Here is a 25,153-nt window from a genome sequence, read left to right on the forward strand (position 1 = left end):
CAAAACCTGAACTGCACGCAACGAAGCGGTAACGACCGAGGTGACTATGATCGAATTGGAAGTGGATGGTCGAAAGATTGAAGCCAAAGAAGGAGAAACCATTCTCTCGGCTTTAAAGCGGGAAGGAATCCAGGTCCCCACCCTGTGCCATCTGGAAGGGTTGACGCCCAGCGGGGCCTGCCGCCTCTGTGTTGTCGAGCTGGAGGGAATGCCCAACTTCGTGCCCGCGTGTTCATATCCGGTGGCGGCAGGAGCGCGGATTCGGACGCGCAGCCCGAAGGTGCTGGAGGCGCGCCGCATGATCGTCGAACTGCTGCTGGGCAATCATCCGGACGACTGCCTTTACTGCGCCCGGAGTGGAAAATGCGATCTGCAGCGGTTGTCTCAGACCCTGGGCATCCAGCAACGGGTGTATCGCGGCAAGCGGATTGTCCGGGAGAAGGATGTTTCCAGTCCTTCGATTGTGCGCGACCCCGAGAAATGCATTCTCTGTGGTCGATGCGTCCGGGTCTGCGAGGAGATTCAGGGCGTTTCAGCGATCGATTTTGTGGGCCGGGGTTGCAAGACGTTTATCGGAACCGCATTCGAGCAAGGGCTGAATCTTTCCAGCTGCGTCAACTGTGGGCAGTGCATCCTGGCTTGCCCGACGGGCGCCTTGACGGAGCATTCCAGTGTACGCGAGGTCATTTCAGCCATTACCGACCCGAACCGGCTGGTGGTAGTCCAGCATGCGCCGGCGGTGTCGGTCAGTCTGGCGGAGGAGTTCGGACTCGAGGCAGGCCATGATGTCGACGGAAAAATGGTGGCGGCCCTCCGCCGCATCGGGTTTAACCGCGTGTTCGACACTTCATTTACAGCCGATCTGACCATCATGGAGGAGGCGTCGGAGTTGGCGGACCGGATCGGACACGGAGGAGTGCTTCCGATGCTGACCAGTTGTTCTCCGGGATGGATCAAGTTCGTGGAGCAGTTCTACCCGGACTTCATCCCGAACCTCTCCACCTGCAAGAGTCCGCAGCAGATGATGGGCGCGGTTGTGAAAAGCTTTTTTGCCCAGCACAAGGGCATCGATCCCTCCCGGATCGTGAGCGTCTCCATCATGCCGTGCACCGCCAAAAAGTTCGAAGCCACCCGCCCGGAAATGGCTCCGAACCTCATCCCGGATGTGGACTACGTGCTGACGACCCGGGAGCTGGGTCAGATGCTGCGCATGTTCGGCGTTGATCTGATGGCCATGAATCCCGAGGTGGCCGACACGCCGTTCGGCGAGCGCTCTTCCGCCGGGAAGATCTTCGGTGCAAGCGGCGGGGTCATGGAAGCTGCGGTCCGTACCGCCCACTACCTCTTGACCGGCCAGGAACTGGCCCGGCTGGAGGTTCAGCCCCTGCGCGGCATGAAGGGGGCGAAGGAGATCCACACCAGGATCGGAGAGTTGGAAGTCGGCGCAGCCGTTGTCAGTGGATTGGGGAATGCCCGCAAGCTGCTGGATCAAGTCCGGGCAGGACGGAAGGATCTCCAGTTTATTGAGGTCATGACCTGTCCGGGCGGATGCATCAACGGGGGAGGCCAGCCGATCGGCGCCGATCCGGACGCCATCCGCGCTCGAATGCAGGCGCTCTACAAAATTGACCAGCACGAGGAAATCCGCGTCAGCCATAAGAACCCGTGGGTGATCCGTCTGTATGACGAATTCCTCGGTAAGCCGCTCGGCGAGACGAGCCATCAGTTGCTTCACACCCATTACGCCGAGCGTGAAGTTCTGATTTAGAGGCGGGGGGCCGGTCTCTTGGGGAGGCAGCTCGCCCGGGAGTGAGGCCATCCGCTTACGAATTCAAACGATTAAGGGAGTGGTTATGAATGCCAAGAAAAGAATCCTCGTGGTGGACGATGATCCGGACACCCTTGAACAGGTCACAGCGATCCTCTCTGCCGCGGGTTACGAAATCGTGGCGGCGGAGGGTCGCGTGGCAGCGGAGGAAGCCATGCTGAAGGCCCGGCCCGACCTCGCCATTTTCGATCTGATGATGGAAGAGAAGGATTCCGGGTTCGTCCTCAGCTACCAGATCAAGAAGCTCTACCCGGACACCCCGGTCATCATGCTGACCTCGGTCACGGGAGCCACGGGACTGTCGTTCGCCACCCAGTACTCGGAGGCCCAGTCCTGGACCAAAGTGGACAAGATGCTGGACAAGCCGGTCCGCTCCGAACAATTGCAGGCGGAAGTCCGGCGCCTGCTCCATGAGGTCGACGTGGAGGAGTTTTCCACCCATCCCTAAGGATTTATTCTGGCGAGGCTCAAAAGCATGCAAACTGAGTGTTATGTACAAACCATCAAGGAACGCTGCCGGGTTTGTTATACCTGCGTGCGGGAGTGCCCAGCCAAGGCCATTGGAATCTCCGATGGCCAGGCCCGGGTGATTCCGGAACGCTGCATCGCCTGCGGCAACTGCGTCCGTGTTTGCAGCCAGGGGGCGAAGAGGGTCCTTGATCAAACGGAGCAAGTTACTCATCTGCTCGCCTCAAACCAAAAGGTCGCCGCCCTCGTGGCGCCCAGCTTCCCGGCTGAATTCGAGGAGTGCGAGTACGAAAGTGTGGTCGGGGTGTTACGGTCGCTGGGCTTCTCTTACGTCCATGAAGTGGGGTTTGGCGCAGACCTGGTTGCGCGCAGCTATCGCGAGCTGTTGGAGAGCGATCTTGACGGCCATCACATTGCCTCGACCTGCCCCGCGCTTGTCAGCTATGTGGAACGGTATTATCCCGACCTCGTACCCCGGTTGGCCCCGATTGTCTCGCCGATGCTGGCACAGGCACGAGTAATCCACCGCCTCTATGGCGAAGACGTGCCGGTGGTATTCATCGGCCCCTGCATTGCCAAGAAGGGTGAAGCGGCCATCGAGGAATTAGAAGGCGAGGTCGCCGCGGTGCTGACCTTCCATGAACTTCGCCACATGATGGCCGAAGCCGGCGTCTCCCCTGACCGGGTCGAACCGAGCGATTTTGATCCACCCTGGAGCGGTCCCGGCGGTTTGTTTCCGATCAGCCGGGGAATGCTCCAGGCGGCCGATATCACCGAAGACCTGATGCACTCAGAGATTATGTCGACCCATGGCCGGACGGAGTTCGTCGAGGCGATTCATGCGGTCGACTCGAACAGCCTGGATGTCCGTCTGCTGGAGATTCTGTGCTGCAATGGATGCATCATGGGGGCCGGCATGAGCGCCAACACGACGATGTTTCGACGCCGCAATCGTGTCGGTCGCTATGTGGAACAGCATTGGACCGACTTCCGAAAAGAACAGTGGAGCCGGGATATGGCCCGTTTTGCCGACCTCGACCTGAGCCGCGGGTTCCAGTCTTATGACCAGCGGGTTTCTCAGCCCTCCCATGAAGAGGTGGTCACCATTCTTGCCCGAATGGGCAAACTCAGGCCCGAGGACGAACTCAACTGCGGGGCATGTGGTTATGATTCCTGTGTCCAGCATGCCATTGCCATTCACCGGCGGCTGGCCGAGACGGAGATGTGCCTGCCTTACACTATTGAGAAACTGCGCTTGACGGTCAAGGAACTTGCCGTCTCGCACCAGCAGTTGATCAGCACGCAGGAGGCCTTGATGCACTCGGAGAGGCTGGCGAGCATGGGCCAGCTCGCCGCGGGAGTGGCCCACGAGGTCAACAACCCGCTGGGCGTCGTCCTCATGTATTCCCATATGTTGCTGGAGCAAGTGGAGCAGCACCCGGAATGGCGCGATGACCTGTCCATGATCGTTGAACAGGCCGACCGCTGCAAGAAGATCGTCGTCCGCCTCCTGCATTTCGCACGACAGAACAAGGTGGTACTCCGGACCGTCGATCTGTGCAAGCTGATCCAGCGCGCCGTCAAGGCTTATCCTGTTCCGGCCAACGTGCGCGTGAAGGTGGAGCCGACCGTCACTAACCCCAAGGTGGGGCTTGATCCGGACCAGATCAACCAGGTCCTCACCAATCTTTTCAGCAATGCCTGCGATGCCATGCCGGAGGGGGGGACTCTGACCATCGGCATCGACGGAAATGACGACAAGATCTGGTTTTCAGTCCGCGACACCGGGATCGGGATTCCCCGGGAAAATCTCACCAAGATTTTTGAACCTTTCTTCACCACGAAACAGATTGGCAAGGGGACGGGGCTCGGGCTCGCGGTGACCTACGGAATTGTCAAAATGCACCGGGGCGACATCGAGGCCGTCTCTAACAGCGATCCGGCGGCCGGCCCGACCGGAACGACTTTCACCGTCAGACTCCCCCGGAAGGGTCCGGAGGAGCAGCTCTGACATTTCAGACGAGAGTGCCATGGCACACATACTGTTGGTGGATGACGACGAGGACCTGATTGAAATAAACAAAATGGTGCTGGCGCGGCGAGGCCACACGGTGACGGTCGCCTACTCCGCGGAGGAGGCCCGTCAGCGTGCCCAGGCGAACCCTCCGGATGCCGCCGTGTTGGACATCGTGATGGAAGACATCGCCGTCGGGTTCGACCTGGCCCGCCACCTCCATGAGCAATACCCGCAGCTTCAAATCATCGTGCTCACCGGCATCCGCCGTGAGATGCGCCCCGGTTTTGATCTCGAACCGATGGAGCGGGGGCTGGCGGGAGTGAAGTTCCTGGAGAAGCCGGTGAAGCCGCGTGTGCTCGTCGATGAAGTGGAAAAGCTGCTGGCCGCGAAGCAGGCGGTCTAGCCCAACCTTGTGGAAAGGATGCACGACCACGAACTATGCCCGCGCTGTCGAGCAAAGAGAACAAAGTGGATGTGCTGCACATCCTCGTCGTGGATGATGAGTTCGGTATGCGTCAAGGCGCCGAGCGGGCCTTGCGCGAGCTCAGTCTGGACTTCCCGGACATCAACGGGGAGGTCCGGTTTGCCACCCGGGCGGCAGCCAACGGCAAGGAACTGGAAGAAAGACTGGCTTCCGGGCAGGTCGATATTCTGCTCCTCGATCACAAGTTGCCGGACACGACCGGACTGGAGATCCTGGAGCGGCTCCGCAAACGATCGCTCGACCTGTTGATCATCATGATCACCGCTTATGCTTCCCTGGAAACAGCAGTCGCCGCTACGCGAAGCGGCGCCTTCGACTTCCTGGCCAAGCCGTTTACCCCTGAAGAGCTGCGAGGCGCGGTTCGCAAAGCCGCCCGCCACCTCATCCTTCAACGCAAGGCCCGGCGGCTGGCTGAAGAAAAGCGGCAGGTGCGGTTCCAGTTCATCTCGGTGTTGGCCCATGAAATGAAGGCTCCGCTCGCTGCTATCGAGGGATACCTCCAGATGATTCGCGAACGCGCGGTCGGAGAGAATCTTGAATCCTATGATCGAATGCTGGATCGCTGCCTCCTGCGGACCGACGGGATGCGTAAGCTGATTGCCGATTTGCTGGACCTCACCGCGATCGAATCCGGGCAAAGGAAACGAAACCTGGCCACCGTGGCGCTTGGCGAAGTCGCCCGCCAAGCGGTGGAGAATGCCAAGGTCGAGGCGCAGCAACGGGATATCCGGATCGAGGTGGAAGTGCCGGACGGACTCACTCTCGACGCAGACCGAACAGAAATGGATATCATCTTCAACAACCTTATCTCCAACGCGGTCAAATACAACCGCGACCACGGACGTGTCAAGGTAACGGCCGGCACGGTCGCAGAGATGGTTCGCCTCCAAGTCGAAGACACCGGGATCGGAATGACCGGGGAAGAGAGCAAGCGCCTGTTCAATGATTTTGGGCGGATCAAGAATGAAAAGACGCGCCACATCCTGGGAAGCGGACTGGGTCTTTCCACCGTCAAGAAACTCGTCACATTCTATGGAGGCGAAATCGTCGTTAAAAGCCAGCCCGACGCGGGCAGCACCTTCACCGTGACGCTGCGGCGCAAACCTTAGTTTCTTCCCCGGGGCTTCGCTTCAGGGACTATTCATCCCGCGCTGGGGATGTAAGAGCGATCCCGGGGCTGCATTGAAAAAGAGCGGGCGCCCGGCCGTTCATAAAGAATTGACTGAAGAAAATATGAATCGCGACGAAATACTCCATTGGCTGCACGAACAGGATCCGGCCCAGCTGCAAATCCTCTGGGCCCGAGCCGATTCGTCGCGCCAGGAGCATGTCGGCGATGCGGTCCATCTTCGCGGACTGATCGAGTTCTCGAACTACTGCCGGAGCCGCTGCCATTATTGCGGGATGCGGGCGGATCGTCGTTCGCTCGAGCGATACCGGATGACCGCACCCGAAATCCTCGCGTCGGCCCGTGATGCGGTCGCGCGCGGATACGGGGCCATTGTGATGCAGTCGGGCGAGGACCCCGGCCTGGATGCAGAATGGCTGGCTCAAATCATCGAAACCATCAAACGCGAGACCCCGCTGGCGGTCACGTTGAGTTGTGGGGAACGATCGCACGACGAACTGGCGCGCTGGCGGAAGGCCGGGGCAGACCGCTATTTTCTCCGCTTCGAGACTTCGTCGAAAACCCTGTGGAAGTCCATTCATCCACCCCTGACCAAGGATTCGCCACACCGGTTGGAGATTCTGAGAGGGATCAAAGAGCTCGGCTACGAAACCGGGAGCGGCATCATGGTGGGAATTCCCGGACAGACATGGGCCTCCCTGGTCGAAGACATTGAGTGGTTTAGACGACTGGATCTGGACATGATCGGCAGCGGACCTTTCATTCCACACGGGGAGACTCCTTTGGGGCAAACCTCCCGTCGGGCCCCGCAGCATGTGATCTCCGATCAGGTGCCGGACACAGAACTGATGACATACAAGGTTATGGCCCTCACGCGCCTCGCTTGCCCGCGCGCCAACATTCCCACGACCACCGCCCTGGCCACCCTCAATCGCGAGCACGGATCGAAGCTTGGCCTCGAACGCGGAGCCAACGTGATGATGGTCAATCTCACGCCGCCCCGCTATCGCGCCTTTTATGAGATCTATCCTGCCAAGGCTTGCATCGGGGAGTTGCCTCAAGACCAGAACCATCGGGTGTCAACCCTGCTGGCGAGTCTGGGCCGATACGCCGGCGGCGGGCCCGGCACATCACCGAACTTTCAACTGCAGCGAAGCGCTGAAGCGCGAGCAGTCACGAGGTCATGAATGAGTGGATTGCCCGGAATGAAAACGAGTGAGGGTGCCGTTGATTTCATCAACGACAACCTCCTCACGTCTTTGCTCACCGGACCCCGCGCCGGCAGCAAAGAGGTCAAGGACACGATTGCCAAGAGCCTGGCCAAGCAGCCGCTCACCCTCGAGGAGACGGCCATCCTGCTTCGCGCCGACGAACCCGAGTTGCTCGAGGAGATTTTCCATGCCGCCCGAACACTCAAGGAAACCGTTTACGGGAACCGGGTTGTGCTCTTTGCCCCGCTCTACATTGGGAACCATTGCGTCAACGATTGTTCTTATTGCGCCTTCCAGCGCAGCAATCCCCTGGCGGTGCGACGCACGCTCACGCCGTCGGAAGTCGCGGAACAGGTTCTTTCCCTGGAGGCGAACGGTCATAAGCGCCTCATCCTCGTCTTTGGAGAACATCCCAGCTACGATGCACAGTTCATTGCCGATCAGGTCCGTACGGTTTATGCCACGCGGAACGGGCACGGGGAGATCCGCCGGGTCAATGTGAACGCCGCGCCGATGGACCATGAAGGATACCGCCTCATCAAAGCGGCGGGTATCGGCACCTATCAGGTGTTCCAGGAGACGTACCATCATGACACCTACGCCCGGGTGCACCCGCCTCACACCCGCAAAGGCAATTACCTTTACCGCCTGGACGCGCTGAGTCGGGCCTTGGAATCCGGCTGTGACGATGTGGGGATTGGAGCACTCTTTGGTTTGGATGACTGGCGGTTTGAGGTTTTGGGGTTGGTGGCGCATGCCGTTCATCTCCGCACTCGCTACGGAGTGGGCCCGCACACGATCAGCTTTCCACGATTGAGACCGGCCTGCGGAGTGACCCCGGGCGGTGTCTCGCCGGTCAGTGACGACGATTTCAAAAGAGTGATCGCTGTTCTGCGGCTGGCCGTGCCTTACACGGGACTTATTCTCACAGCCCGGGAGAATGCCGATTTACGAAGGGAGCTCCTGGCGTTTGGCGTCTCCCAGATCGACGCGGGAACCCGGATTGAGATCGGCGGCTATACGGAAACGGGCGACGCGCAGGTGATGGAACGCGAGCAGTTTGAACTGGGCGATGTCCGGCCTTTGGATGCGGTCATCCGCGAATTGTTGCAGGACGGATACCTGCCGAGCTTCTGCACGTCTTGTTACCGGCTCGGGCGGACGGGCGAGCATTTCATGGAGTTCGCGATCCCGGGATTCATCAAACAGTTCTGCACGCCGAATGCATTGACCACCCTGCAGGAGTACCTGGTGGATTATGCCTCGACCGAAACGCGCGCTGCCGGAGAGGCATTGCTCCAGCAGGAATTGTATAGGCTCGAAGAGGGTCCGCTGAAGACAACACTCATGGACCGGCTTCGACAGATCAGGGAATCTGCAAAGCGCGACCTTTACTTTTGAGGAATTCAGGAACTGTCTCCTGAATCCAGGCGGTGGTATGGGAACTTGTCGAATTGAAGAGGACTTGCTGGGGACCCGGGAAGTGCCGGGGGATGCCCTGCATGGGATTTACACCGAACGGGCGCTCGAGAACTTTCCCCTGGCGTGCCGACCGGTCAACCCGGCCCTCATCCAAGCCTACGGCGCAGTGAAACTCGCCTGCGCACGGACCAATCACGAGTTGGGCTCATGGGATGACGCCAAGGCACGCGCTATAGAGACGGCATGCAAGGAAATGATGGAGGGCCGACTGAACTGGTCGATCGTCGTCGATGCGCTTCAGGGCGGGGCGGGCACCTCGATGAACATGAATGTGAACGAGGTTCTGGCCAATCGGTCGCTGCAATTGCTGGGAAAGCCCTTGGGCGATTATCACACGGTCTCGCCGGTTGAGGACATCAACCTCCACCAATCCACCAACGATACCTTCCCCACCGCGCTGAAGGTGGCAGCCATCCGCCTTCTCCGGGGCCTTCAGACCGAGGTCATTGCCTTGCTCGAAGAGTTCCAACGCAAGGAAAAGCAACTGGCGCATGTGGTCAAAATGGGTCGGACGGAAATGCAGGATGCCGTGCTGATCACCCTGGGCCGTGAAATGGGCGCGTATGGCGAGGCGTTCGCCCGCGATCGGTGGCGCATTTACAAGTGCGAAGAACGTTTGCGCGCCGTGAATTTGGGCGGGACTGCGATTGGAACTGGGCTCTCGGCGCCGCGACAATATATTTTCCGCGTCAATGAACAGCTTCGGGAAATTACCGGCCTCGGTCTGGCGAGGGCGGATAACCTGGTCGAGTGCACGCAAAATGCCGATGTCTTCGTCGAAGTGAGCGGCATTCTGAAGGCCAACGCGACCAACTTGTTGAAGGTGGCCACGGACCTGCGCCTCCTGTCTTCGGGACCGGATGCCGGCCTAGGGGAAATCCGCCTGCCTGCACGGCAAGCCGGATCGTCCATTATGCCCGGGAAGGTCAATCCAGTTATTCCAGAAGCCGTCTCGCAGGCAGCGATCGTCGTCATGGCAAATGACCAGGCCATCGCTCACGCCTGCTCGATGGGAAATCTCGAGCTGAACGCGTTTCTGCCGTTGATCGCGGATGCCCTCCTGGGGAGCCTGGATCTGCTGCGAAACGCCTGCCGGATCTTCCGGGAATACTGCGTGGCGGGGATTGAGGCGGATGAAGCACGTTGCCGGGCTCATGTCGAAGGGGCAACGGCCACACTGACGGCGCTCGTGGAGTTGCTTGGCTATGAGCAGGCGCAGTCGGTGGCAGCGATGGCCCGCGCGGAACGCAAGGGGATTCGTGAAATTGTTCTGGAGAAGGGCCTCTTGTCATCTGAGGAATTTGATCGCCTTGTCTCGCCTCAGAGCGTGATTCGACTCGGCTCGCCACCACCCGCGGAGGCGTCATGAAAGATACGCCCAAAGGAATGCGCCTTCATATTGGCTTGTTCGGCCGGAGAAACGTCGGCAAGTCCTCGCTCCTCAACGCCCTCACCCGTCAGCATGTTTCCATCGTTTCCGACGTGCCCGGCACAACCACTGATCCAGTTGAAAAGCCGATGGAGCTTCTTCCGCTTGGGCCGGTATTGTTCATCGACACCGCCGGCATCGACGACGTTGGCGCGCTGGGGAAGATGCGCGCCGAGCGAACGCACCTTGTTTTTGAACGAACAGATTTGGGGATTCTGGTCGCTGAGGAAGACCGTTGGGGGAAATTTGAAGAGAGTATCCTGGAGGAGTTGTCCACCCGGCGGGTTCCCGTCATTGTAGTGTTCAACAAAACCGATATCGCTGTGCCGCGCCCTGACGTTCTCCATCAGCTTCGTTCCCGCAAGGTGCCTTCCATCGAGACTGTAGCAACGCAGGAAAAAGGGTTGCTGGCTCTGCGGGAAGCGTTGATCCGGTTTGCCCCCGAGGATTTCATCAACATGCCGGGGGTTCTCGGTGACCTGATTCCACCCGGTGAGTTGGTGGTGCTGGTGGTGCCGATTGACCTGGAAGCGCCGCGTGGAAGACTCATTCTTCCGCAGGTCCAGGCCATCCGCGATGTGCTCGACAACGATTCCTACTGCATGGTGGTGAAAGAGCGGGAACTTCGCGACGCGTTGGACCGTCTCAAGCGGCCGCCGGCCCTCGTGGTGACCGACTCTCAGGTCTTCTTGAAGGTGGCCGCCGACACGCCCGTCGAGGTGCCGCTGACCTCCTTTTCCATTCTGTTCGCACGGCTGAGGGGAGACCTGGATGAGTTCGTGCGGGGTGTCAAGTCCGTCGACCGGCTCCGCAACGGCGATCGCATTCTCGTTCTGGAAGCCTGCACCCATCATCCTATAGGCGAGGACATCGGACGAGTCAAGATTCCCCGGTGGCTCCGCCAATACACCGGCTTGGATCTGGAGTTTGAACATCTTCAAGGTCACGATTTTCCGCACGACTTGAGTCCCTACCGGATGGTCGTTCACTGCGGCTCCTGCATGCTGAACCGGCGCGAAGTAATGTCGCGGATTCTGCGTTGTCGCGAAGCCGGCGTTCCAATCACCAACTACGGCGTGGCCATCACCTATTCCCTGGGCGCCCTCGACCGCGCGCTCTCCCCGTTCCCTGCTTACCGGAATTTGCCTGTCTATTCTTAGTTGTGTTTTTAGATTCCAGAATCCTCTCCGAACTCCATTAGAGTGTTTCCTGATCCGGGGGTTTTGACCGCGAGGGTTTCTTGACCCGGGGTGCCGCAGGCATGTGTTCTTGGCATGCCTGCGTCGGCCAGTGCTCTGAATGCCGCCGTGGGGAATGATCCCATGTGGAATTTGCTTGCGGCTTAGCGGGGAGGAGTAGCGGTCTCAGGGGCCCGTCTTCGCAGACATACAAAAAGCGCATATCTGCGGCACCCGCGCACACCCCACCCCCCGGGGGCTGTGATCCTCCTGGGGTTGCAACCTGACTCACAGTGCCTTCGTATTATGTTATGTCAAAAATTCAGATCTGGCCTTGCTGTCCGATGGATGGCAGTTTCAGGGGAGGAGTCATGAGAAAATTGACTTTGTTACGCGTACATGTGTTTTTGGCGCTCTGCTGCGCCGCTGGCATCGCCCCGGGTGCGGGGAAACTCACGGGTGCGCCCGCAAGTCAGCAGCAAAGCGGGGTGGATCGGACTCTGCCTTCGGCAAAAGAGATTGTGGCGCGATACGACGAGGCCTTGGGCGGACGCGAGGCGATTCTGCGGCACAAGTCCAGCACGACCCGTGGCACTCTGGAGATCCACAGAGAAAATCGCGTGGTGACGGTGCCGTTCGTGTTTTACGCCCGCGCGCCCTATCTCCGGCTGGAAAAATTCACGCTGCCGGGGAACGGCGGAGAATCGCTGCACGGCTTTGACGGCGAGAACGCATGGAGCCTCGATCAGCACGGCAATGCGCAGGTTGTCACGGGAGATGAACGCGAGTCGGTCAAACGCGACGCCGACTTCTATTATCCGATCAACGAACTCGCCTGGTTCAAGTCGATGGAGACGGTCGGGACGGAGGATTTTGAGGGCCGGCCCTGCTACCGCCTGCACGGAATCAACAACTGGAACAAATCCAACGATCATTTCTATGACCGGCAGACCGGATTACTGGCGGGCTACGAATTCAATTCCGAATGGCGCGGCGGTCCGGGCCTGACGCGTAATGTATTCTCCGACTACCAAAAGGTGGACGGGGTCCTTGTCTCCATGAAACAAGTGGTCCAGGTCAAACCGAAGAGCGGGGGCGAATGGACGGTCGAGACGGTGGTGACGTTGACGTCGGTCACTTTCGATGATGTTGATCCGGGGGTTCTCACGCCCCCACAAGCGGTGCGCGATCTGCTGGCTAAAGGCAACCCCACGCCGAAGACCGAACCTGATTAATCGCCGGGGTCAGATTGAATCAGGTTGTTGTTCAAACGCAAGGACACCCGGTGGGGCACCGGGCCAACACCACAACCACAGATGGCTGAGGCTTGGCCCTCACAAATCGTTGGATCGTCAAACGGTTCCTGAGCTCTTTATCTTCACAGGCCATAAAGCCGGCGGGCATTTTCGCGCAGCACCATACGAGCGAGCTCCGTAGCGCGCTCGCGCGAAATCTCCCCATCGCGCATCATCCCCGTGAGCGCGAGGGCCAGTGCCTGCCGCCCAGTGCGCGCGGCGATCCACCCGGATTCTTCCCAACCCAACTGGTCACTGTAAGGGTAGGCATCGGTTCCGAACATGACTTTTTCCGGCACCCCCTCAAGCCAGCGGCGAATGTCGGCCGCCAACGCCGTCGGGGGCAGCTGCAGATCCTCGGCCGAGAAGTCGAGGTAGGCATTGGGCTTCTCGAGGAGAGCGGTGATTTCCCGCGTAAAGGGCCAGCCGCCATGGATCATGACAAAGTTCGTCTTTCGCAGTTCCGGATCTTCCAAGACCGATTCGAGTAGCAGCGGATTGGTTCCCGCCACTTCGAAGTAGCTCCCCCCTCCCGCCGCCGTGTGGAGGTGGACCGCCATCCCCAGCCTCCCGCACTCCGCCGCGATGTACCGGAACAGATAATCCTGAAGCGCTTTGTATTCGGTGTCCGGCGGCGTCCCCCGGCCGGCATACTGCGCGTAAATGCGCTCCGCCGCCGCCCGGTCCGCGTGGTCAAACTCGAGGGAACGCAAGTAGGCGGCCTCAAACTTCTCAGCCAGGGCCCCGCCCTGCCGCTGCCGCTCGAGGGTGGGCGTTACCACGCGCGTCAGGTACTCGGAGAGTGTCGCCGGTAGCACCTTCAACCCGGACTCCTCGAGATACCGCTGCCGCAGGACATCCTCCAGTGGAAAAAAGGCCTTGCGGTCTGGGTTTTGCTGCGCCAGGCGGGAGTTGTCGAGCGGAAAGATCAGCGCATCGGCGTAAGGCACCCAGCGGAAGCGCGGCGGCTGGATGCTGGGGCCCATCGCCACCCGGTTGGCGAACATAATGTCTACCCCGATCTGGTCCAACACCCACGCGGGATAGGATTCGCCTTTCTCGCGCATGACGGAGGCTTTACGCTCCGCAGAGCCATAGAGCTGCTTCTCGGCCTCCAGCACCGCCGGCGAGTTGGGTCGCAAATTGAGCGGGTCCGAAGAGGGCTCCAGGTTTTCAACGGGAAGCGCATCGAACTCGCGGTCCGGTGGACCGTTCCGCACCACGCGCACCGGATGGGCGTGATTATCGATCGCACGAATCTGCTGGATCTCCGCCCAGAGCGCCGGATCGGCGGCGGGCTCGTGCTCGCGATTGCATCCCGACCACAGCACGGCTCCGGCCAACAGCATCGCACTACAGACTGGTTTCATGCATGTTGGCATTGTCTGCCCTCCCATAACAAGTCGGACTGGTGGGGTAAAATCTTTTCTCTCTTCACGGGTCATAAAGCCGGACAGCCCTGGCTTTATCCAAACCAGAGAATTATAGCGCCGTGAACAAGGCCATGTCCCGCCATGTATAAGGTATCGGGCGGGATTGTCAACCCCGTGCTTTCAAGCCCCAGTCCGGCTCTGCCCTATCCTCAGGCCGGACCCCCCTTGCCTTTTACAGGATGAAAATCGGAATTCGCGCAGGGAGTTGAAAATTACCCCTTGATTACTGACAGGAGAGAGGGTAGTATGCGCCCTCGATAACTGAGGGGAGTGAAAATGAGCAAACCAACCGATTTGGTCCAGGGCACGTTGGACCTCCTGATTCTCAAGACCATCGCGCTTGAACCCATGCACGGGTGGGGAATCGCCCAGCGAATCAGGCAGGTTTCGAAGGAGGTCCTCCAAGTGAACCAGGGAGCGCTGTATCCCGCGCTCCACCGCCTGGAGCAGAGTGGGTGGATCAGGGCAAAGTGGGGTGAGTCGGACAACAATCGTCATGCCAAGTTTTATTCCCTCACGCCGGCGGGGCGCAAGTATTTGGAGTCCGAACAGGCCAATTGGGAGAGGCTCTCCACGGCTATTGGGCTTGTACTGGAAACATCGTGAGGTGGGAGGGAAGGTGTCAGGTGTCGGGTATTAGGTGATAGGTAATAGGTGGTAGGAATCAAAGAGAAGGTGCTCCGCCAAGCAATATGACTGACCGCTGACGGCTGATGCGTAGCCGCTGAGGACTGAAAGCTGATGGCTGACAGCTGAAAGGTAAGGACTCGCAACTTCTATGCGCTGGATATACAAATTGCCTCTTCGGTTCCGGTCGCTGCTGAGAAACAGACGCGTGGAGCAGGAGCTCGCGGACGAGCTCCGGTTTCACCTGGAGAATCTGATTGAGAACAAGGTTGGAAAGGGGATGGCCCCGGAGGAAGCCCGTCACTCGGCCATGCGCGAGCTGGGTGGAATCGATCAAATCAAAGAGGAGTGCCGCGACGTGCGCCGGGTGAACTATATCGAGCATTTCGTGCAGGATGTGCGCTACGGCCTTCGGATGCTGGCGAAGGATCCCGGGTTCACCGCAGTCGCAGTTTTGACCCTGGCGCTCGGCATCGGTGCCAACACGGCCATGTTCAGCGTGATAGAGGGCGCCGTGTTGGCCCCGCTCGGTTACTTCCAGCCGGACCGCCTGGTGATGGTGTGGGAGAACAATCCGCGCTTTCCACGCGTGTGGGTTTCATATCTTAACTTCCTGGATTGGCAGCGCAGTGCTCGCTCATTCCAGCAAATGGCAGCGTTCAGGGAAGAAGGGGTTGATCTCACCGCTCCCGGCACGCCTGCACATCTTAATGGTAAGGAAATCTCCTCCGGTTTCTTCAGCACGCTGGGCACGGAACTGACTCTCGGACGTGAATTCTCGCCTGAGGAAGACCGGCACGGTGGAACGCCAGTCGTCATCATCAGCAATCGTTTGTGGAGAAATCGGTTCGAGGGCAACCCTGAGGCGCTCGGCAAGTCCGTTACCCTGGATGGAGTCGATTGCACCATCGTCGGAGTCACCGCACGAGGGTTTCGTCTCGAAGGCGACGCCGATGTTTACACGCCGCTGGGTCGGAGCGACCCATTGATCCTCAACGATCGCGCGAGCCACGGCGGCATCTTCTCCGTTGCGCGCCTGGAGCCTGGGGTGACCGTGTCTCAGAGTCAGGCGGAGATGAATACGATCCAGAATGGTCTGGATCAGCTCTATCCCGATGCCAATCGAGACCTGGGGATTTACATCGAGCCCCTCAAGCAGGTAGTCGTGGGGAACGTCCGCGGAATGCTTCTGCTGTTGTCGGGAGCCGTGGGGTTGGTCTTGCTGATCGCCTGCGCCAACGTCGCCAATCTCCTGCTTGCGCGCTCGGCGGCTCGCGCGCGGGAGTTTGCGGTTCGCTCGGCGCTGGGAGCGAATCGCGCACGCTTGGTGCGGCAGCTGCTGACGGAAAGTGTGCTCCTCTCGGTCGCCGGTGCCGGCCTGGGGCTCCTGATTGCAATGGTGGGAGTGAGGTCGGGGCTGGCGGCGGTCCCGGGAATATTGCCGCGCAGCGAAAACATTGGTGTGAACGCTCGCGTCCTACTTTTTACCTTGGTTGTGTCGATTGCTGTCGGGATTCTGTTTGGCCTTGCGCCTGCGCTGAAAAGTTGGAACGCTGATCTGCAACCCTCACTGAAGGAGGGAGGCCGCGGCTCGACGATCGCACATCATCGCGCTCAAAGCAGTCTCGTGATTGTCCAAATGGCCTTGAGTCTCGTTCTGCTGGTGGGTGCGGGCCTATTGTTCCGAACGATCCGCCACTTGTGGAATGTCAATGCCGGCTTCGACACACAGCACCTCATCACGTTCAAGGTCGGAGTTTCGCCTTCGGTGACGAAGACGGCCTCAAGCACTCGAATTGCCTATCAGCAGTTGATCGATCGTATTCGGAATATTCCCGGCGTGCAGGCGGCGGATTTTACCGCCGCCGTTCCACTGAGTGGTCAGGGCGGAACTATGCCCTTCTGGATTGGCTCGCCGAAGCCCGCTTCGCTTCAGGGGGCCCCGCGGCTGGTGATGTTCCTTACGGGCCCGGATTACCTCCGAACGATGGGGATACCGCTGCTTCGAGGCCGCTCTTTCACTCCCGCAGACACCACCCAGTCCCCTTGCGTCATGGTCATCGACAGCGTTTTCGCCCACATGTATTTTCCAGATAGTGACCCGCTGGGTCAGACACTATCAGCTGGATTTTCACCTGTGGGCCCTTGCCGGATTGTCGGCGTGGTGGGCCATGTAAAACAATGGGCGCTAAACGACTCCAGTACGGACGTCCAGAATCAGGCGTACTTTCCGCTCTACCAAGATCCGGACCCGTGGGTGCCGCTCAACTATCCCGACACAACGATCATCGCTCGCACGCCGATCGAACCCGTCACTGTGATGCCCGCAATCAAGGCGGCGGTCTACGGAGCAGGCAGCGACCAGCCGGTCTTTAATGTCCAAACCATGCAACAGATTGTTTCGGAGTCGATGTCGTCGCATCGATTTCCGATGATCCTGCTCGGGCTTTTTGGGGGCTTGGCGTTGCTGCTGGCGTCCATCGGAATGTACGGCGTGATTTCCTATTCCGTCACCCTGCGTGCACACGAGATTGGGGTTCGGATGGCACTCGGCGCAGAAAAGCGGCAAATTTTCCGGATGCTCATTGGACAGGGCCTTCGGTTGGCGCTTGCCGGCCTTGCGATCGGGGCACCCGTTGCTTTGATCCTGACCCGAATCCTCTCCAGCTTCTCTCGTCTCCTCTACGGAGTAGGCGGGACCGATCCGGCGACCTATGGTGGAGTTTGTCTTGTGCTTGGAATCGCGGCCTTTTTTGCCTGCTACATACCTGCGCGACGGGCCATACGCGTCGATCCGATGGTGGCGCTGAGGGACGAATAGGGATCAGGTGTCAGGTGCTGGGTGATAGGTAATAGGTGGTAGGAAGCAATGAGAAGAGGGTCCGCCAACCATTGAGGCTGCCGGCTGAAAGCTGATGGCTGAAAACTAAAGCCTGGTGACTCCTATACGCTGAATATCACTTGCTCCGGCCATTCAGCCGAATTGAACCTCCACCACGGCGCTCACTCCGGCGAGAATGGGGCTTGATCCTCCTTCCCCCGCGTTCAATCGACAATTGAACATTTAGGCCTGATCCTGCCTTCCTGTTATTCCCTCAACAAGAGGAGAGCTGAATGGGAAACACTCTTCTTTACATTGTCTCCTTAATCTGTTATATGGATATACGTATATATGGAGATACCAATGAAAGAGACGATCAAAACCTTCAAGGCGCTTTCCGATGAGACCCGCCTGCGAATCCTGCACCTCCTGATCGAGGCCGGGGAGATTTGCGTGTGCGATATGGAGACCGTGCTGGGATGCCCCCAGGCCAAGGTGTCGCGGCACTTGACCATCCTCAAGAACGCCGGCCTCGTGGACGACCGCCGGGAAGGACTCTGGGTTTTGTACTCCTTGGTCAAACCTGCGGACTCCACCCATGCCGCCATCCTCAAAATGCTTCGAGAGACCGGCGGCGGTGAGCTTTTTTCTCTCGATAAGAAAAAATTGCTGCAAGCGATCCAACAGGGACGGTGCAAGACCTTCGGGGTGATTAAACCGGAGAAGTTGCCCAGATCTATGGCGCGACAGAACTAGAAGGAGCGCCCCCGAAGAACGGTCAACAAAATCGGTCTCAAAAAAGATTTGCCGAGCGTGCGACGCAGGGGCATGAGAAACCCATCAAGGACACATACGCTATGAAGAACGCGACAACATCTCGCCTTTCATTTCTTGATCGATATCTGACTGCCTGGATTTTTGCCGCCATGATCGTGGGAGTTTCCGCCGGGTCGGTGTTTCCCGGGATCGTACCGTTTCTGGACCGATTCAGTGTCGGAACCACGTCGATCCCCATCGCGCTGGGCCTGATTCTGATGATGTATCCGCCGTTGGCGAAAGTGCGCTACGAAGAACTCGGAGAAGTGTTTCGGAACAAGAAGATTTTAGGTCTTTCGCTCGTCCAGAACTGGTTGATCGGCCCGGTCCTGATGTTTGGGCTGGCAGTTCTCTTCCTGCGACACTATCCCGAATACATGGCCGGTCTCATCATGATTGGCCTGGCGCGCTGCATCGCCATGGTGATCGTATGGAACGAACTGGCGAAAGGCGACACGCAATACGCCGCCGGCTTGGTCGCCTTCAATTCGGTCTTCCAGGTGTTGTTCTACTCCGTGTACGCCTGGATTTTCGTCACGAAGCTGCCGGAATGGTTCGGCTTGCGCGGATCGGTCGTGAATGTCTCCATCCGCGACATCGCCCACAGCGTGTTTATCTACCTGGGCATCCCGTTCCTGGCGGGCCTGATCACACGGTTTGCCCTGGTGCGGGCGCGGGGCAAAGAGTGGTACGAGCGAAAGTTCATTCCGCGCATCAGTCCCATCACGCTCGTCGCGTTGCTGTTCACCATCGTGGTGATGTTCTCGCTGAAGGGCGAATACATCGTTCGGCTGCCTCTGGATGTTGTTCGCATTGCCATTCCGTTGCTCATCTACTTTGTGGTGATGTTTCTGGTCTCGTTTTACATGGGCCACAAGCTGGGCGCGGATTATTCCAAGACGGCCACGCTTTCCTTCACGGCCGCCAGCAACAACTTTGAGTTGGCGATCGCCGTCGCCGTGGCGGTGTTTGGCATCAACTCGGGAGCGGCGTTTGCAGCCGTGATTGGGCCGCTTGTGGAGGTGCCCGTGCTGATCAGCCTCGTAAACGTTGCGCTGTATTTCCAGCGGCGATATTACGGCGAGCCCGTGGTAAATGCTGAATCGGTTCAAGTTTCCAGGTGAGGCAGGTCAATGCGTAAAGAGAGAATCTTGTTCCTCTGCACCGGGAATTCCGCTCGCAGCCAGATGGCGGAAGGCTTGCTCCGGCACATGGCGGGTGACCGGTATGAAGTCTTCAGCGCCGGGACGCGCCCAACCGGCTTGAATCCGACCGCCCTTCAAGTGATGCGTGAAATTGGAATCGACATTTCCGGCCATCGTTCGAAACACGTCGATGAATTTTCCGGTCAAGCCTTCGATTGCGTGTTCACCGTGTGCGACAACGCCAGGGAAGCCTGCCCTTTCTTTCCCGGCGGCGGCAAACGCATTCATCACAGCTTCGAAGATCCGGCGGCCGCGCCTCCGGAGCGGCAGTTGGAAGTGTTCCGGCGGGTGCGCGATGAGATCGCCGCACGCCTGAGGGAGTTTGTTCGTGACGGCGAGTAGACCGTTAAACTGCTGGAGGGAGGCTAAATGTCAGAGTACCTTCAAACAACGGTAGATAAGTTCACATTTCGAGTGGCCAAGGATCGCCTTTACACTCCCAACGGCCTGTGGGTCATGTTTGTGCAGGCTCAAGGACCTCCTCGCCTTCGAATCGGGATTACAGATTTCCTGCAACAGCACAGTGGCGATGTGGCCTTTGTGACTGCCAGGCCGCAGGGGACGAATCTCAAAGCAGGGGATGAGTTTGCCGACATGGAGACGATGAAGATCACGCTGGGACTTCCTTCGCCCATCACCGGCACCATCGTCGAGATCAGTCCGGCCCTCGAACTCAAACCCGAGGTCGTCAACCAGGATCCCTATGGGGAAGGCTGGATGGCGGTGATCGAAGCCACGGACTGGGAGGCGGATCGGGCCCAACTGCTTGAAGCGCCGGCGTATCTCGAAGTCATGAAAGCGCTGGCGGAAAAGGAGCTGGAGTCATGAAAGATGAGAAACAACACGTGGTGGTCGTTCCATGCAGCGGCATCGGCAAATCGTTGGGCACGGTGACCCGCGAGGCGGCCTATGAGCTATGTGACACCTTGCGTCCCGTCGACACCCGCTTGGTGGCACTCTCGAAACTGGTTCTCGGAGACGAAGAAGCCCGCGAGCGCGTGCGTACCAATCCGGCCGTCACGATCGATGGCTGCAAGCAGATGTGTGCTTCGAAGCTGGTAAAACACAGTGGCGGCATGGTGGCCCAGGAAATCGCGGTGTTTGACGCTTTCCGAAACCACAAAGGTCTCAAGCCGGAAGGGATTGCCGAATTGAATGCGGAAGGCAGGCAGCTGGCGCGCATTATCGCTGAAGAGATCGCGGCCCAGGTCGATGCAATCATCCAGACAGGGAACAAAGAAGGGGGACACCATGCCTAGGCTGCCCGAGCGGAAAGTGGGAATTGTCGCCTGTTCTTGCGAAGAGCTGGCCGAGGGCACGGTAACGCGGCTGGCGGCGTTGAAAGTGCTTCACGAATTGCGTCCGGGTAAGACCGTGACGATTTGTTTGCCTTTGTTTCTCGCGGGCGGCGAGGGAGACCGGGCCTTCGCGCGATTTCATCCGACCATTACCCTCGACGGATGTGATCTTCGCTGCGCGGCTCGAGGAACTGAGATGCATTCGGGCAAACCTGCGGCGAGCATCGTGGTCAACGACATTGTCGCCGAGCATGGGCTGAGCAAGGTCGAAGGGCGTCGTCAACTGAATGCGTCCGGCAGAGAGGCAGTTAATCTGGCCGCCCAGCGACTCACGGAACTGGTCGATAAGATCCTCGGCCCCCCAGCGCTCATAGTTCTCAATAATGCCGTCGCTGAGGCGGGGCCTCAACAAGCCCAGTCTGTCGGATGCACCTGCGGATCCGGCAACCCGACCCAAAAAATCTGTATCGATGGCAAAACGGTTGAATTGCTGGCCCTGCCGCTGATCTTCAAGCATTTACATCAGATCGGACGCAGTCCCGAAGCGGCGGCGGAGGAACTGCTGGAGGCGGTGAAAATCTACAACTCTGTACCGCCTGAACAGGAGAAGGCTTACCGCGAAGCGATGGTCCGCGAGTACGCCGCGTTCTGTCAGGAGGCGAAGCCATGAGCCGGACGGCGACTTATCACACCATGGTTCAATGGACAGGCAAGCATTGGGGCCACCTGGAACTAGGGAATGGTCCGGAAATGAAGTTTTCCGCTCCTCCCGATGCGCAAGGCCATGCCGGAGTACTGACACCTGAAGATGCGTTCGTGGCCGCGGCGAACACCTGCGTGATGTTGATGTTCATCTGGGCGGCGGAGCGGTTCCATCTCAACCTGCTGTCTTACGAGTGCCGCACGGAAGGCACCAAGCTGATAGAACTCGACCGCACCGAGATTTTCACGCGTTTGCTTTTCCGGCCCGTGATTCGGGTGGCGTGTGATCCCGGCCAAAGGGAACTCATTGAGGCCAGAACACGGCGCGCGTTGCAGGCAGCACAGAAATACAGCCTGGTCGCTAATTCGGTCAAGTCCGAACTCGTTATGGATCCGGAAATCATGGTCACCGAGGGCGTCGCAGCGGAAGCTCATTGACACGCTGCTGAAATGAACGAGGGGGAAGTCCTATGGAAAAACTCGAAGTGCCGGTCAGAACACGTGCCCTTCCGGCACGGCATTTGCCGGTTGGAATTTCCGCACGAAACAGAAAACTATGGCTGCTGGGCGCGGGCGGAATTGTTTTGGTCCTCATAATTTTCGTTCTTCTTCCGCCGAAGGTGCCCGTCACCCAGATGTCCATAGAAACGGTGCGTGATGAAGCCGCCGGTACTGGTTTCGTCCGCGCTAAGGTCTCGATTGGAGTGGGTGCCAAGATCAACGGTGTTGTGCTGAAGGTGTACGTAGACCAAGGCGATGTGGTGAAGAAAGGCCAACTCCTGGCTGAGCTCCACAACCAGGACTTTCAAAGTCAGGTGGGACAGGCTGCGAGTCTGGCCCAGGTACAACAGGCCGCCGTCCGTTCTGCGCGAGCGAACCTTTCGGCCAGCCAGGCCCGCCTTCAGGCGAGCATCAGCGCTGCGGCCAGGTCTCAGGCAGGACTGCGACTCGCTGAAATCAGCTATCGCCGCACCAAGTCGCTGAACGACAGTGGCGTGGTTTCAAAGGAGTCCCTGGACTTCGCCGAAACGGCCTACGATCAAGCGAAGGAGGACGTTCGGAACTCGCAATCGCTTCAGGACTCGGCACAAGAGCTGGTGAAATCGGCAGAGGCGGATGTCGCGGCTTCCGAAGAGGGAGTTGCCGGTTCCGAAGCGGGTGTCCGCCTGCAGCGCGCAAACCTGCAGTACACCATCGTTACGAGTCCGGTGGACGGGTACGTCGTTTCCCGCGACCTGGAGGAAGGAGCGACCGTCGTCCCGGGGCTTTCAATCTTCACGGTGGCTCAGGCCGGCGTCATCTGGGTGTCGGCGAACATTGACGAACGGGAAATCGACGGACTGAAGGTCGGGCAACTGGCGGCCATCACCTTGCGTTCGGCGCCAAGCCGTAAGATTCCGGGTGTAGTTGCACGCATTGCAAAGCAGGCCGACCCGGTGACTGAGGAGGTCATAGTGGATGTTGCGTTTCTTCAGCAACCCCTCGACCTGAAACTGAATGAAACAGCCGAGGTGCACATCCTGAAGTCCGAGAAAGTTGGAGTCAGGACTCTTCCCACAACGGCGATTGTGTCCGACCGGGAGGGACCGGCTGTTTGGACTGTGACGGACGGCAAGCTTCAGCTGCGCCGCGTATCGCTCGGGACCAGGGACAAGCGCGGGCTCGTCGAGGTTCTTAACGGTCTCTCGAATTCCGACGAGGTTCTTGTTCAGCCGAACCCGGCGGGCGTTCCACCCGTGCCGGGGAAGCGCGTGCGCACAAGCCAGGTGGAAACGCCCGTTGCCGGGGTGAGGTGAGCCGTGAATCTTGCAGTTCGTGACATTCGGCGCCACAAGACGCGCTTTCTGCTGACTTGCATCGGGTTAGGACTTCTCCTCACCGTCGTGATGGCGATGAGCGGCATCTATCGCGGCCTGATTGGAGACGCCATTAAGGTGGTTAAGTCGACCCCGGCCCAGATCTGGGTCGTTCAGAAAGACACGCGCGGTCCATTCGCGGAAAGCTCGCGGTTGCCGGAAGACATCGAGCATTCCATTGCGGCTGTCAAAGGGGTCCGACGGGCGTCTCCGCTCTCGTTCCAGTACGTGCAAATTCCACGGGGAGGCAAACCCATTCGTCTGTTCCTCGTCGGGTACAAGCTCGGGGGAATTGGCGGTGCACGGGTCATCGTGGCCGGCCGCACCATCACCAAGAAACACTATGAAATCGTGACTGATCTCAAATCCGGGTATGTGGTGGGAGATACGATCCGTCTCGGACTGGAAGATTACACGGTCGTCGGCCTCACCCGAGGAATGACGTCGCCCTCCGGAGATCCCTCCGCGTTCGTTTCCTTAGCCGACGCGCAAATCATCCAGTTTCAGCTGGACAATGACGCGATACGCAACAATCGCGAGCGGGTCGTCGCGACCTACGCGCAGTTGGCCAGCATGAATCCCTTGATGCGCGACAAGGCGACCGCAAAGGCCTTGGCGGCCGCGGAGAATCCTCATTTCGCCAATGCCATCGTTGCGGAACTAGACGACCCTTCCAGGGCTTCCGAGGTCGCCAACTACGTCCGCCGGTGGAACCACTACCAAGTGTTCTCGGCTGACCAGGAACAGGAACTGCTTCTCAAGGGTTTCATCGAGAAATCTCAAAAACAGCTCTGGCTCTTTCGCACAATCCTTGTCATTGTTTCCGGCGTCATCATCGCCCTCATCATTTACACCCTGACCATGGACAAACTCCGTGAGATTGCGACGCTGAAGATTATTGGCGCCGCCGATCGCACAATCGTGAACATGATCCTGCAGCAGTCCCTGCTCCTGGGAATGATCGGTTTTGCCGTGGGCTACGCGCTGATTAGGCGCACTTACACGCTGTATCCGCGAACAGTGCTTCTCGAACCGCTCGACATGGCCGTCCTGTTTGCCATTGTAGTGGTCATTTGCGTACTGGCGAGCATCCTCGGGATATGGCGGGCGCTGAAGGTTGATCCGGCGACGGCACTGAGCGGGGGATAAGCACATGGAAGTCGTACGTATTGAGAACCTGACGAAAGTTTACGGCCACGGCGACGCTCAGACGGTCGCCCTGGTGGATGCCAATCTCAGCGTGCACAAGGGCGAACTGGTCGCCCTGCTGGGGCCCAGCGGGTCCGGCAAAACGACTCTGTTGACCTCGATTTGCTGCATCAATGAACCCACGCAGGGACGAATTGAACTTGACGGAGTTTGCGTCTACGACGACGGCTGGACGGGCGTGGACGTCCGCGCCGTTCGCCGGCAGAAGATGGGTGTCATTTTCCAGGCCTACAATCTGATCCCGTTCCTGACGGTTCTCGAGAACGTAGTCCTCATTCTTACCTTGAACGGAATCGGGCAGGACGAAGCTCAGGGCCGGGCTCTCGACCTACTCGACTACCTGGAAATCGGCCACCGCTGGCACCACTACCCGAGTGAAATTTCCGGAGGTGAGCAACAGCGCGTGGCGATTGCGCGTGCGCTGGCCAATAACCCCAAGGTTCTACTCGCCGACGAACCAACCGCAGCCCTGGACACCGAGCGGGGAAAGATCGTCATGACTTTGCTGCGCAAATTGAGTCGCGAGAAAGAAGCCGCCGTCATCGTCGTGACGCATGACGCGCGCATGATCGAAGGATTCGACCGTGTCTACCACATCGCGGACGGCAGGATACAGACCTGAAACCAGGACAGCCTGGTAATGGTGGCGTGAATTCCGGCGGACC

Annotated in this window: 23 protein-coding genes; 22 read left to right on the forward strand and 1 reads right to left on the reverse strand. The window is 59.0% G+C overall.

Going from position 1 to position 25,153, the window contains the following annotated elements; translation table 11 throughout:
- Positions 1 to 46 precede the first annotated feature (46 nt).
- The 10 genes from LAO21_02850 to LAO21_02895 all read left to right on the forward strand — a co-directional run bounded on the left by LAO21_02850 (position 47) and on the right by LAO21_02895 (position 12,461).
- A complete protein-coding gene (locus LAO21_02850; GenBank protein ID MBZ5551632.1) occupies positions 47 to 1,768 on the forward strand; it encodes a [FeFe] hydrogenase, group A in 1,722 nt (573 codons plus the stop codon).
- 85 nt (positions 1,769 to 1,853) lie between these two features.
- On the forward strand, positions 1,854 to 2,276 hold the full coding sequence (locus LAO21_02855) for a response regulator (GenBank protein ID MBZ5551633.1): 423 nt from the start codon (positions 1,854 to 1,856) through the stop codon (positions 2,274 to 2,276).
- Between the two features lie 27 nt (positions 2,277 to 2,303).
- A complete protein-coding gene (locus tag LAO21_02860) occupies positions 2,304 to 4,307 on the forward strand; it encodes a 4Fe-4S binding protein (GenBank protein ID MBZ5551634.1) in 2,004 nt (667 codons plus the stop codon).
- A gap of 19 nt (positions 4,308 to 4,326) precedes the next feature.
- Positions 4,327 to 4,716, forward strand: coding sequence for a response regulator (locus tag LAO21_02865; GenBank protein ID MBZ5551635.1), 390 nt, complete (start codon positions 4,327 to 4,329; stop codon positions 4,714 to 4,716).
- A 35-nt stretch (positions 4,717 to 4,751) separates the two neighbouring features.
- Positions 4,752 to 5,906, forward strand: a complete 1,155-nt coding sequence (locus LAO21_02870; GenBank protein ID MBZ5551636.1) for a response regulator — start codon at positions 4,752 to 4,754, stop codon at positions 5,904 to 5,906.
- Positions 5,907 to 6,030: 124 nt separating this feature from the next.
- The gene (gene hydE, locus LAO21_02875; protein MBZ5551637.1) at positions 6,031 to 7,113 is read left to right on the forward strand and encodes a [FeFe] hydrogenase H-cluster radical SAM maturase HydE; all 1,083 of its coding nucleotides are present in this window, start codon (positions 6,031 to 6,033) and stop codon (positions 7,111 to 7,113) included.
- A complete protein-coding gene (gene hydG / locus LAO21_02880) occupies positions 7,114 to 8,538 on the forward strand; it encodes a [FeFe] hydrogenase H-cluster radical SAM maturase HydG (protein ID MBZ5551638.1) in 1,425 nt (474 codons plus the stop codon).
- A 37-nt stretch (positions 8,539 to 8,575) separates the two neighbouring features.
- Entirely contained in the window at positions 8,576 to 9,988 is a 1,413-nt protein-coding gene (locus LAO21_02885) for an aspartate ammonia-lyase (protein ID MBZ5551639.1), read from the forward strand.
- Entirely contained in the window at positions 9,985 to 11,208 is a 1,224-nt protein-coding gene (gene hydF / locus LAO21_02890) for a [FeFe] hydrogenase H-cluster maturation GTPase HydF (protein ID MBZ5551640.1), read from the forward strand. Before LAO21_02885 ends, hydF begins: the two co-directional genes overlap by 4 nt.
- Positions 11,209 to 11,597: 389 nt before the next feature.
- Positions 11,598 to 12,461, forward strand: a complete 864-nt coding sequence (locus LAO21_02895) for a hypothetical protein (protein ID MBZ5551641.1) — start codon at positions 11,598 to 11,600, stop codon at positions 12,459 to 12,461.
- A gap of 143 nt (positions 12,462 to 12,604) precedes the next feature.
- Here the strand turns inward: LAO21_02895 and LAO21_02900 are convergent, their stop codons facing one another.
- Positions 12,605 to 13,891: an amidohydrolase family protein gene (locus LAO21_02900; protein MBZ5551642.1), complete on the reverse strand. Its 1,287-nt coding sequence runs from the start codon at positions 13,889 to 13,891 to the stop codon at positions 12,605 to 12,607.
- Between the two features lie 339 nt (positions 13,892 to 14,230).
- On the opposite strand from LAO21_02900, the gene LAO21_02905 reads away from it, so the two are divergent.
- The 12 genes from LAO21_02905 (at position 14,231) to LAO21_02960 (ending at position 25,110) form a co-directional block, all read left to right on the forward strand.
- Positions 14,231 to 14,560: a PadR family transcriptional regulator gene (locus LAO21_02905; protein ID MBZ5551643.1), complete on the forward strand. Its 330-nt coding sequence runs from the start codon at positions 14,231 to 14,233 to the stop codon at positions 14,558 to 14,560.
- A 172-nt stretch (positions 14,561 to 14,732) separates the two neighbouring features.
- A complete protein-coding gene (locus LAO21_02910) occupies positions 14,733 to 17,402 on the forward strand; it encodes an ABC transporter permease (GenBank protein MBZ5551644.1) in 2,670 nt (889 codons plus the stop codon).
- A gap of 363 nt (positions 17,403 to 17,765) precedes the next feature.
- The gene (locus LAO21_02915) at positions 17,766 to 18,158 is read left to right on the forward strand and encodes a metalloregulator ArsR/SmtB family transcription factor (GenBank protein MBZ5551645.1); all 393 of its coding nucleotides are present in this window, start codon (positions 17,766 to 17,768) and stop codon (positions 18,156 to 18,158) included.
- 101 nt (positions 18,159 to 18,259) lie between these two features.
- Positions 18,260 to 19,342: an ACR3 family arsenite efflux transporter gene (gene arsB / locus LAO21_02920; protein ID MBZ5551646.1), complete on the forward strand. Its 1,083-nt coding sequence runs from the start codon at positions 18,260 to 18,262 to the stop codon at positions 19,340 to 19,342.
- A 9-nt stretch (positions 19,343 to 19,351) separates the two neighbouring features.
- Positions 19,352 to 19,765: an arsenate reductase ArsC gene (locus LAO21_02925; GenBank protein MBZ5551647.1), complete on the forward strand. Its 414-nt coding sequence runs from the start codon at positions 19,352 to 19,354 to the stop codon at positions 19,763 to 19,765.
- A gap of 27 nt (positions 19,766 to 19,792) precedes the next feature.
- The gene (locus LAO21_02930; GenBank protein ID MBZ5551648.1) at positions 19,793 to 20,251 is read left to right on the forward strand and encodes a glycine cleavage system protein H; all 459 of its coding nucleotides are present in this window, start codon (positions 19,793 to 19,795) and stop codon (positions 20,249 to 20,251) included.
- The gene (locus tag LAO21_02935) at positions 20,248 to 20,682 is read left to right on the forward strand and encodes a putative zinc-binding protein (GenBank protein ID MBZ5551649.1); all 435 of its coding nucleotides are present in this window, start codon (positions 20,248 to 20,250) and stop codon (positions 20,680 to 20,682) included. The genes LAO21_02930 and LAO21_02935 overlap by 4 nt, the downstream gene beginning before the upstream one ends.
- The gene (locus tag LAO21_02940; GenBank protein ID MBZ5551650.1) at positions 20,675 to 21,391 is read left to right on the forward strand and encodes a putative zinc-binding protein; all 717 of its coding nucleotides are present in this window, start codon (positions 20,675 to 20,677) and stop codon (positions 21,389 to 21,391) included. Before LAO21_02935 ends, LAO21_02940 begins: the two co-directional genes overlap by 8 nt.
- Positions 21,388 to 21,861: an OsmC family protein gene (locus LAO21_02945; protein MBZ5551651.1), complete on the forward strand. Its 474-nt coding sequence runs from the start codon at positions 21,388 to 21,390 to the stop codon at positions 21,859 to 21,861. The genes LAO21_02940 and LAO21_02945 overlap by 4 nt, the downstream gene beginning before the upstream one ends.
- Before the next feature lie 32 nt (positions 21,862 to 21,893).
- The gene (locus LAO21_02950; GenBank protein MBZ5551652.1) at positions 21,894 to 23,219 is read left to right on the forward strand and encodes an efflux RND transporter periplasmic adaptor subunit; all 1,326 of its coding nucleotides are present in this window, start codon (positions 21,894 to 21,896) and stop codon (positions 23,217 to 23,219) included.
- A gap of 3 nt (positions 23,220 to 23,222) precedes the next feature.
- The gene (locus LAO21_02955) at positions 23,223 to 24,428 is read left to right on the forward strand and encodes an ABC transporter permease (protein MBZ5551653.1); all 1,206 of its coding nucleotides are present in this window, start codon (positions 23,223 to 23,225) and stop codon (positions 24,426 to 24,428) included.
- A gap of 4 nt (positions 24,429 to 24,432) precedes the next feature.
- Positions 24,433 to 25,110, forward strand: a complete 678-nt coding sequence (locus LAO21_02960; GenBank protein MBZ5551654.1) for an ABC transporter ATP-binding protein — start codon at positions 24,433 to 24,435, stop codon at positions 25,108 to 25,110.
- Positions 25,111 to 25,153 lie beyond the last annotated feature (43 nt).

It is taken from the genome of Terriglobia bacterium (assembly GCA_020073085.1).
GTDB lineage: Bacteria > Acidobacteriota > Terriglobia > JAIQFV01 > JAIQFV01 > JAIQFV01.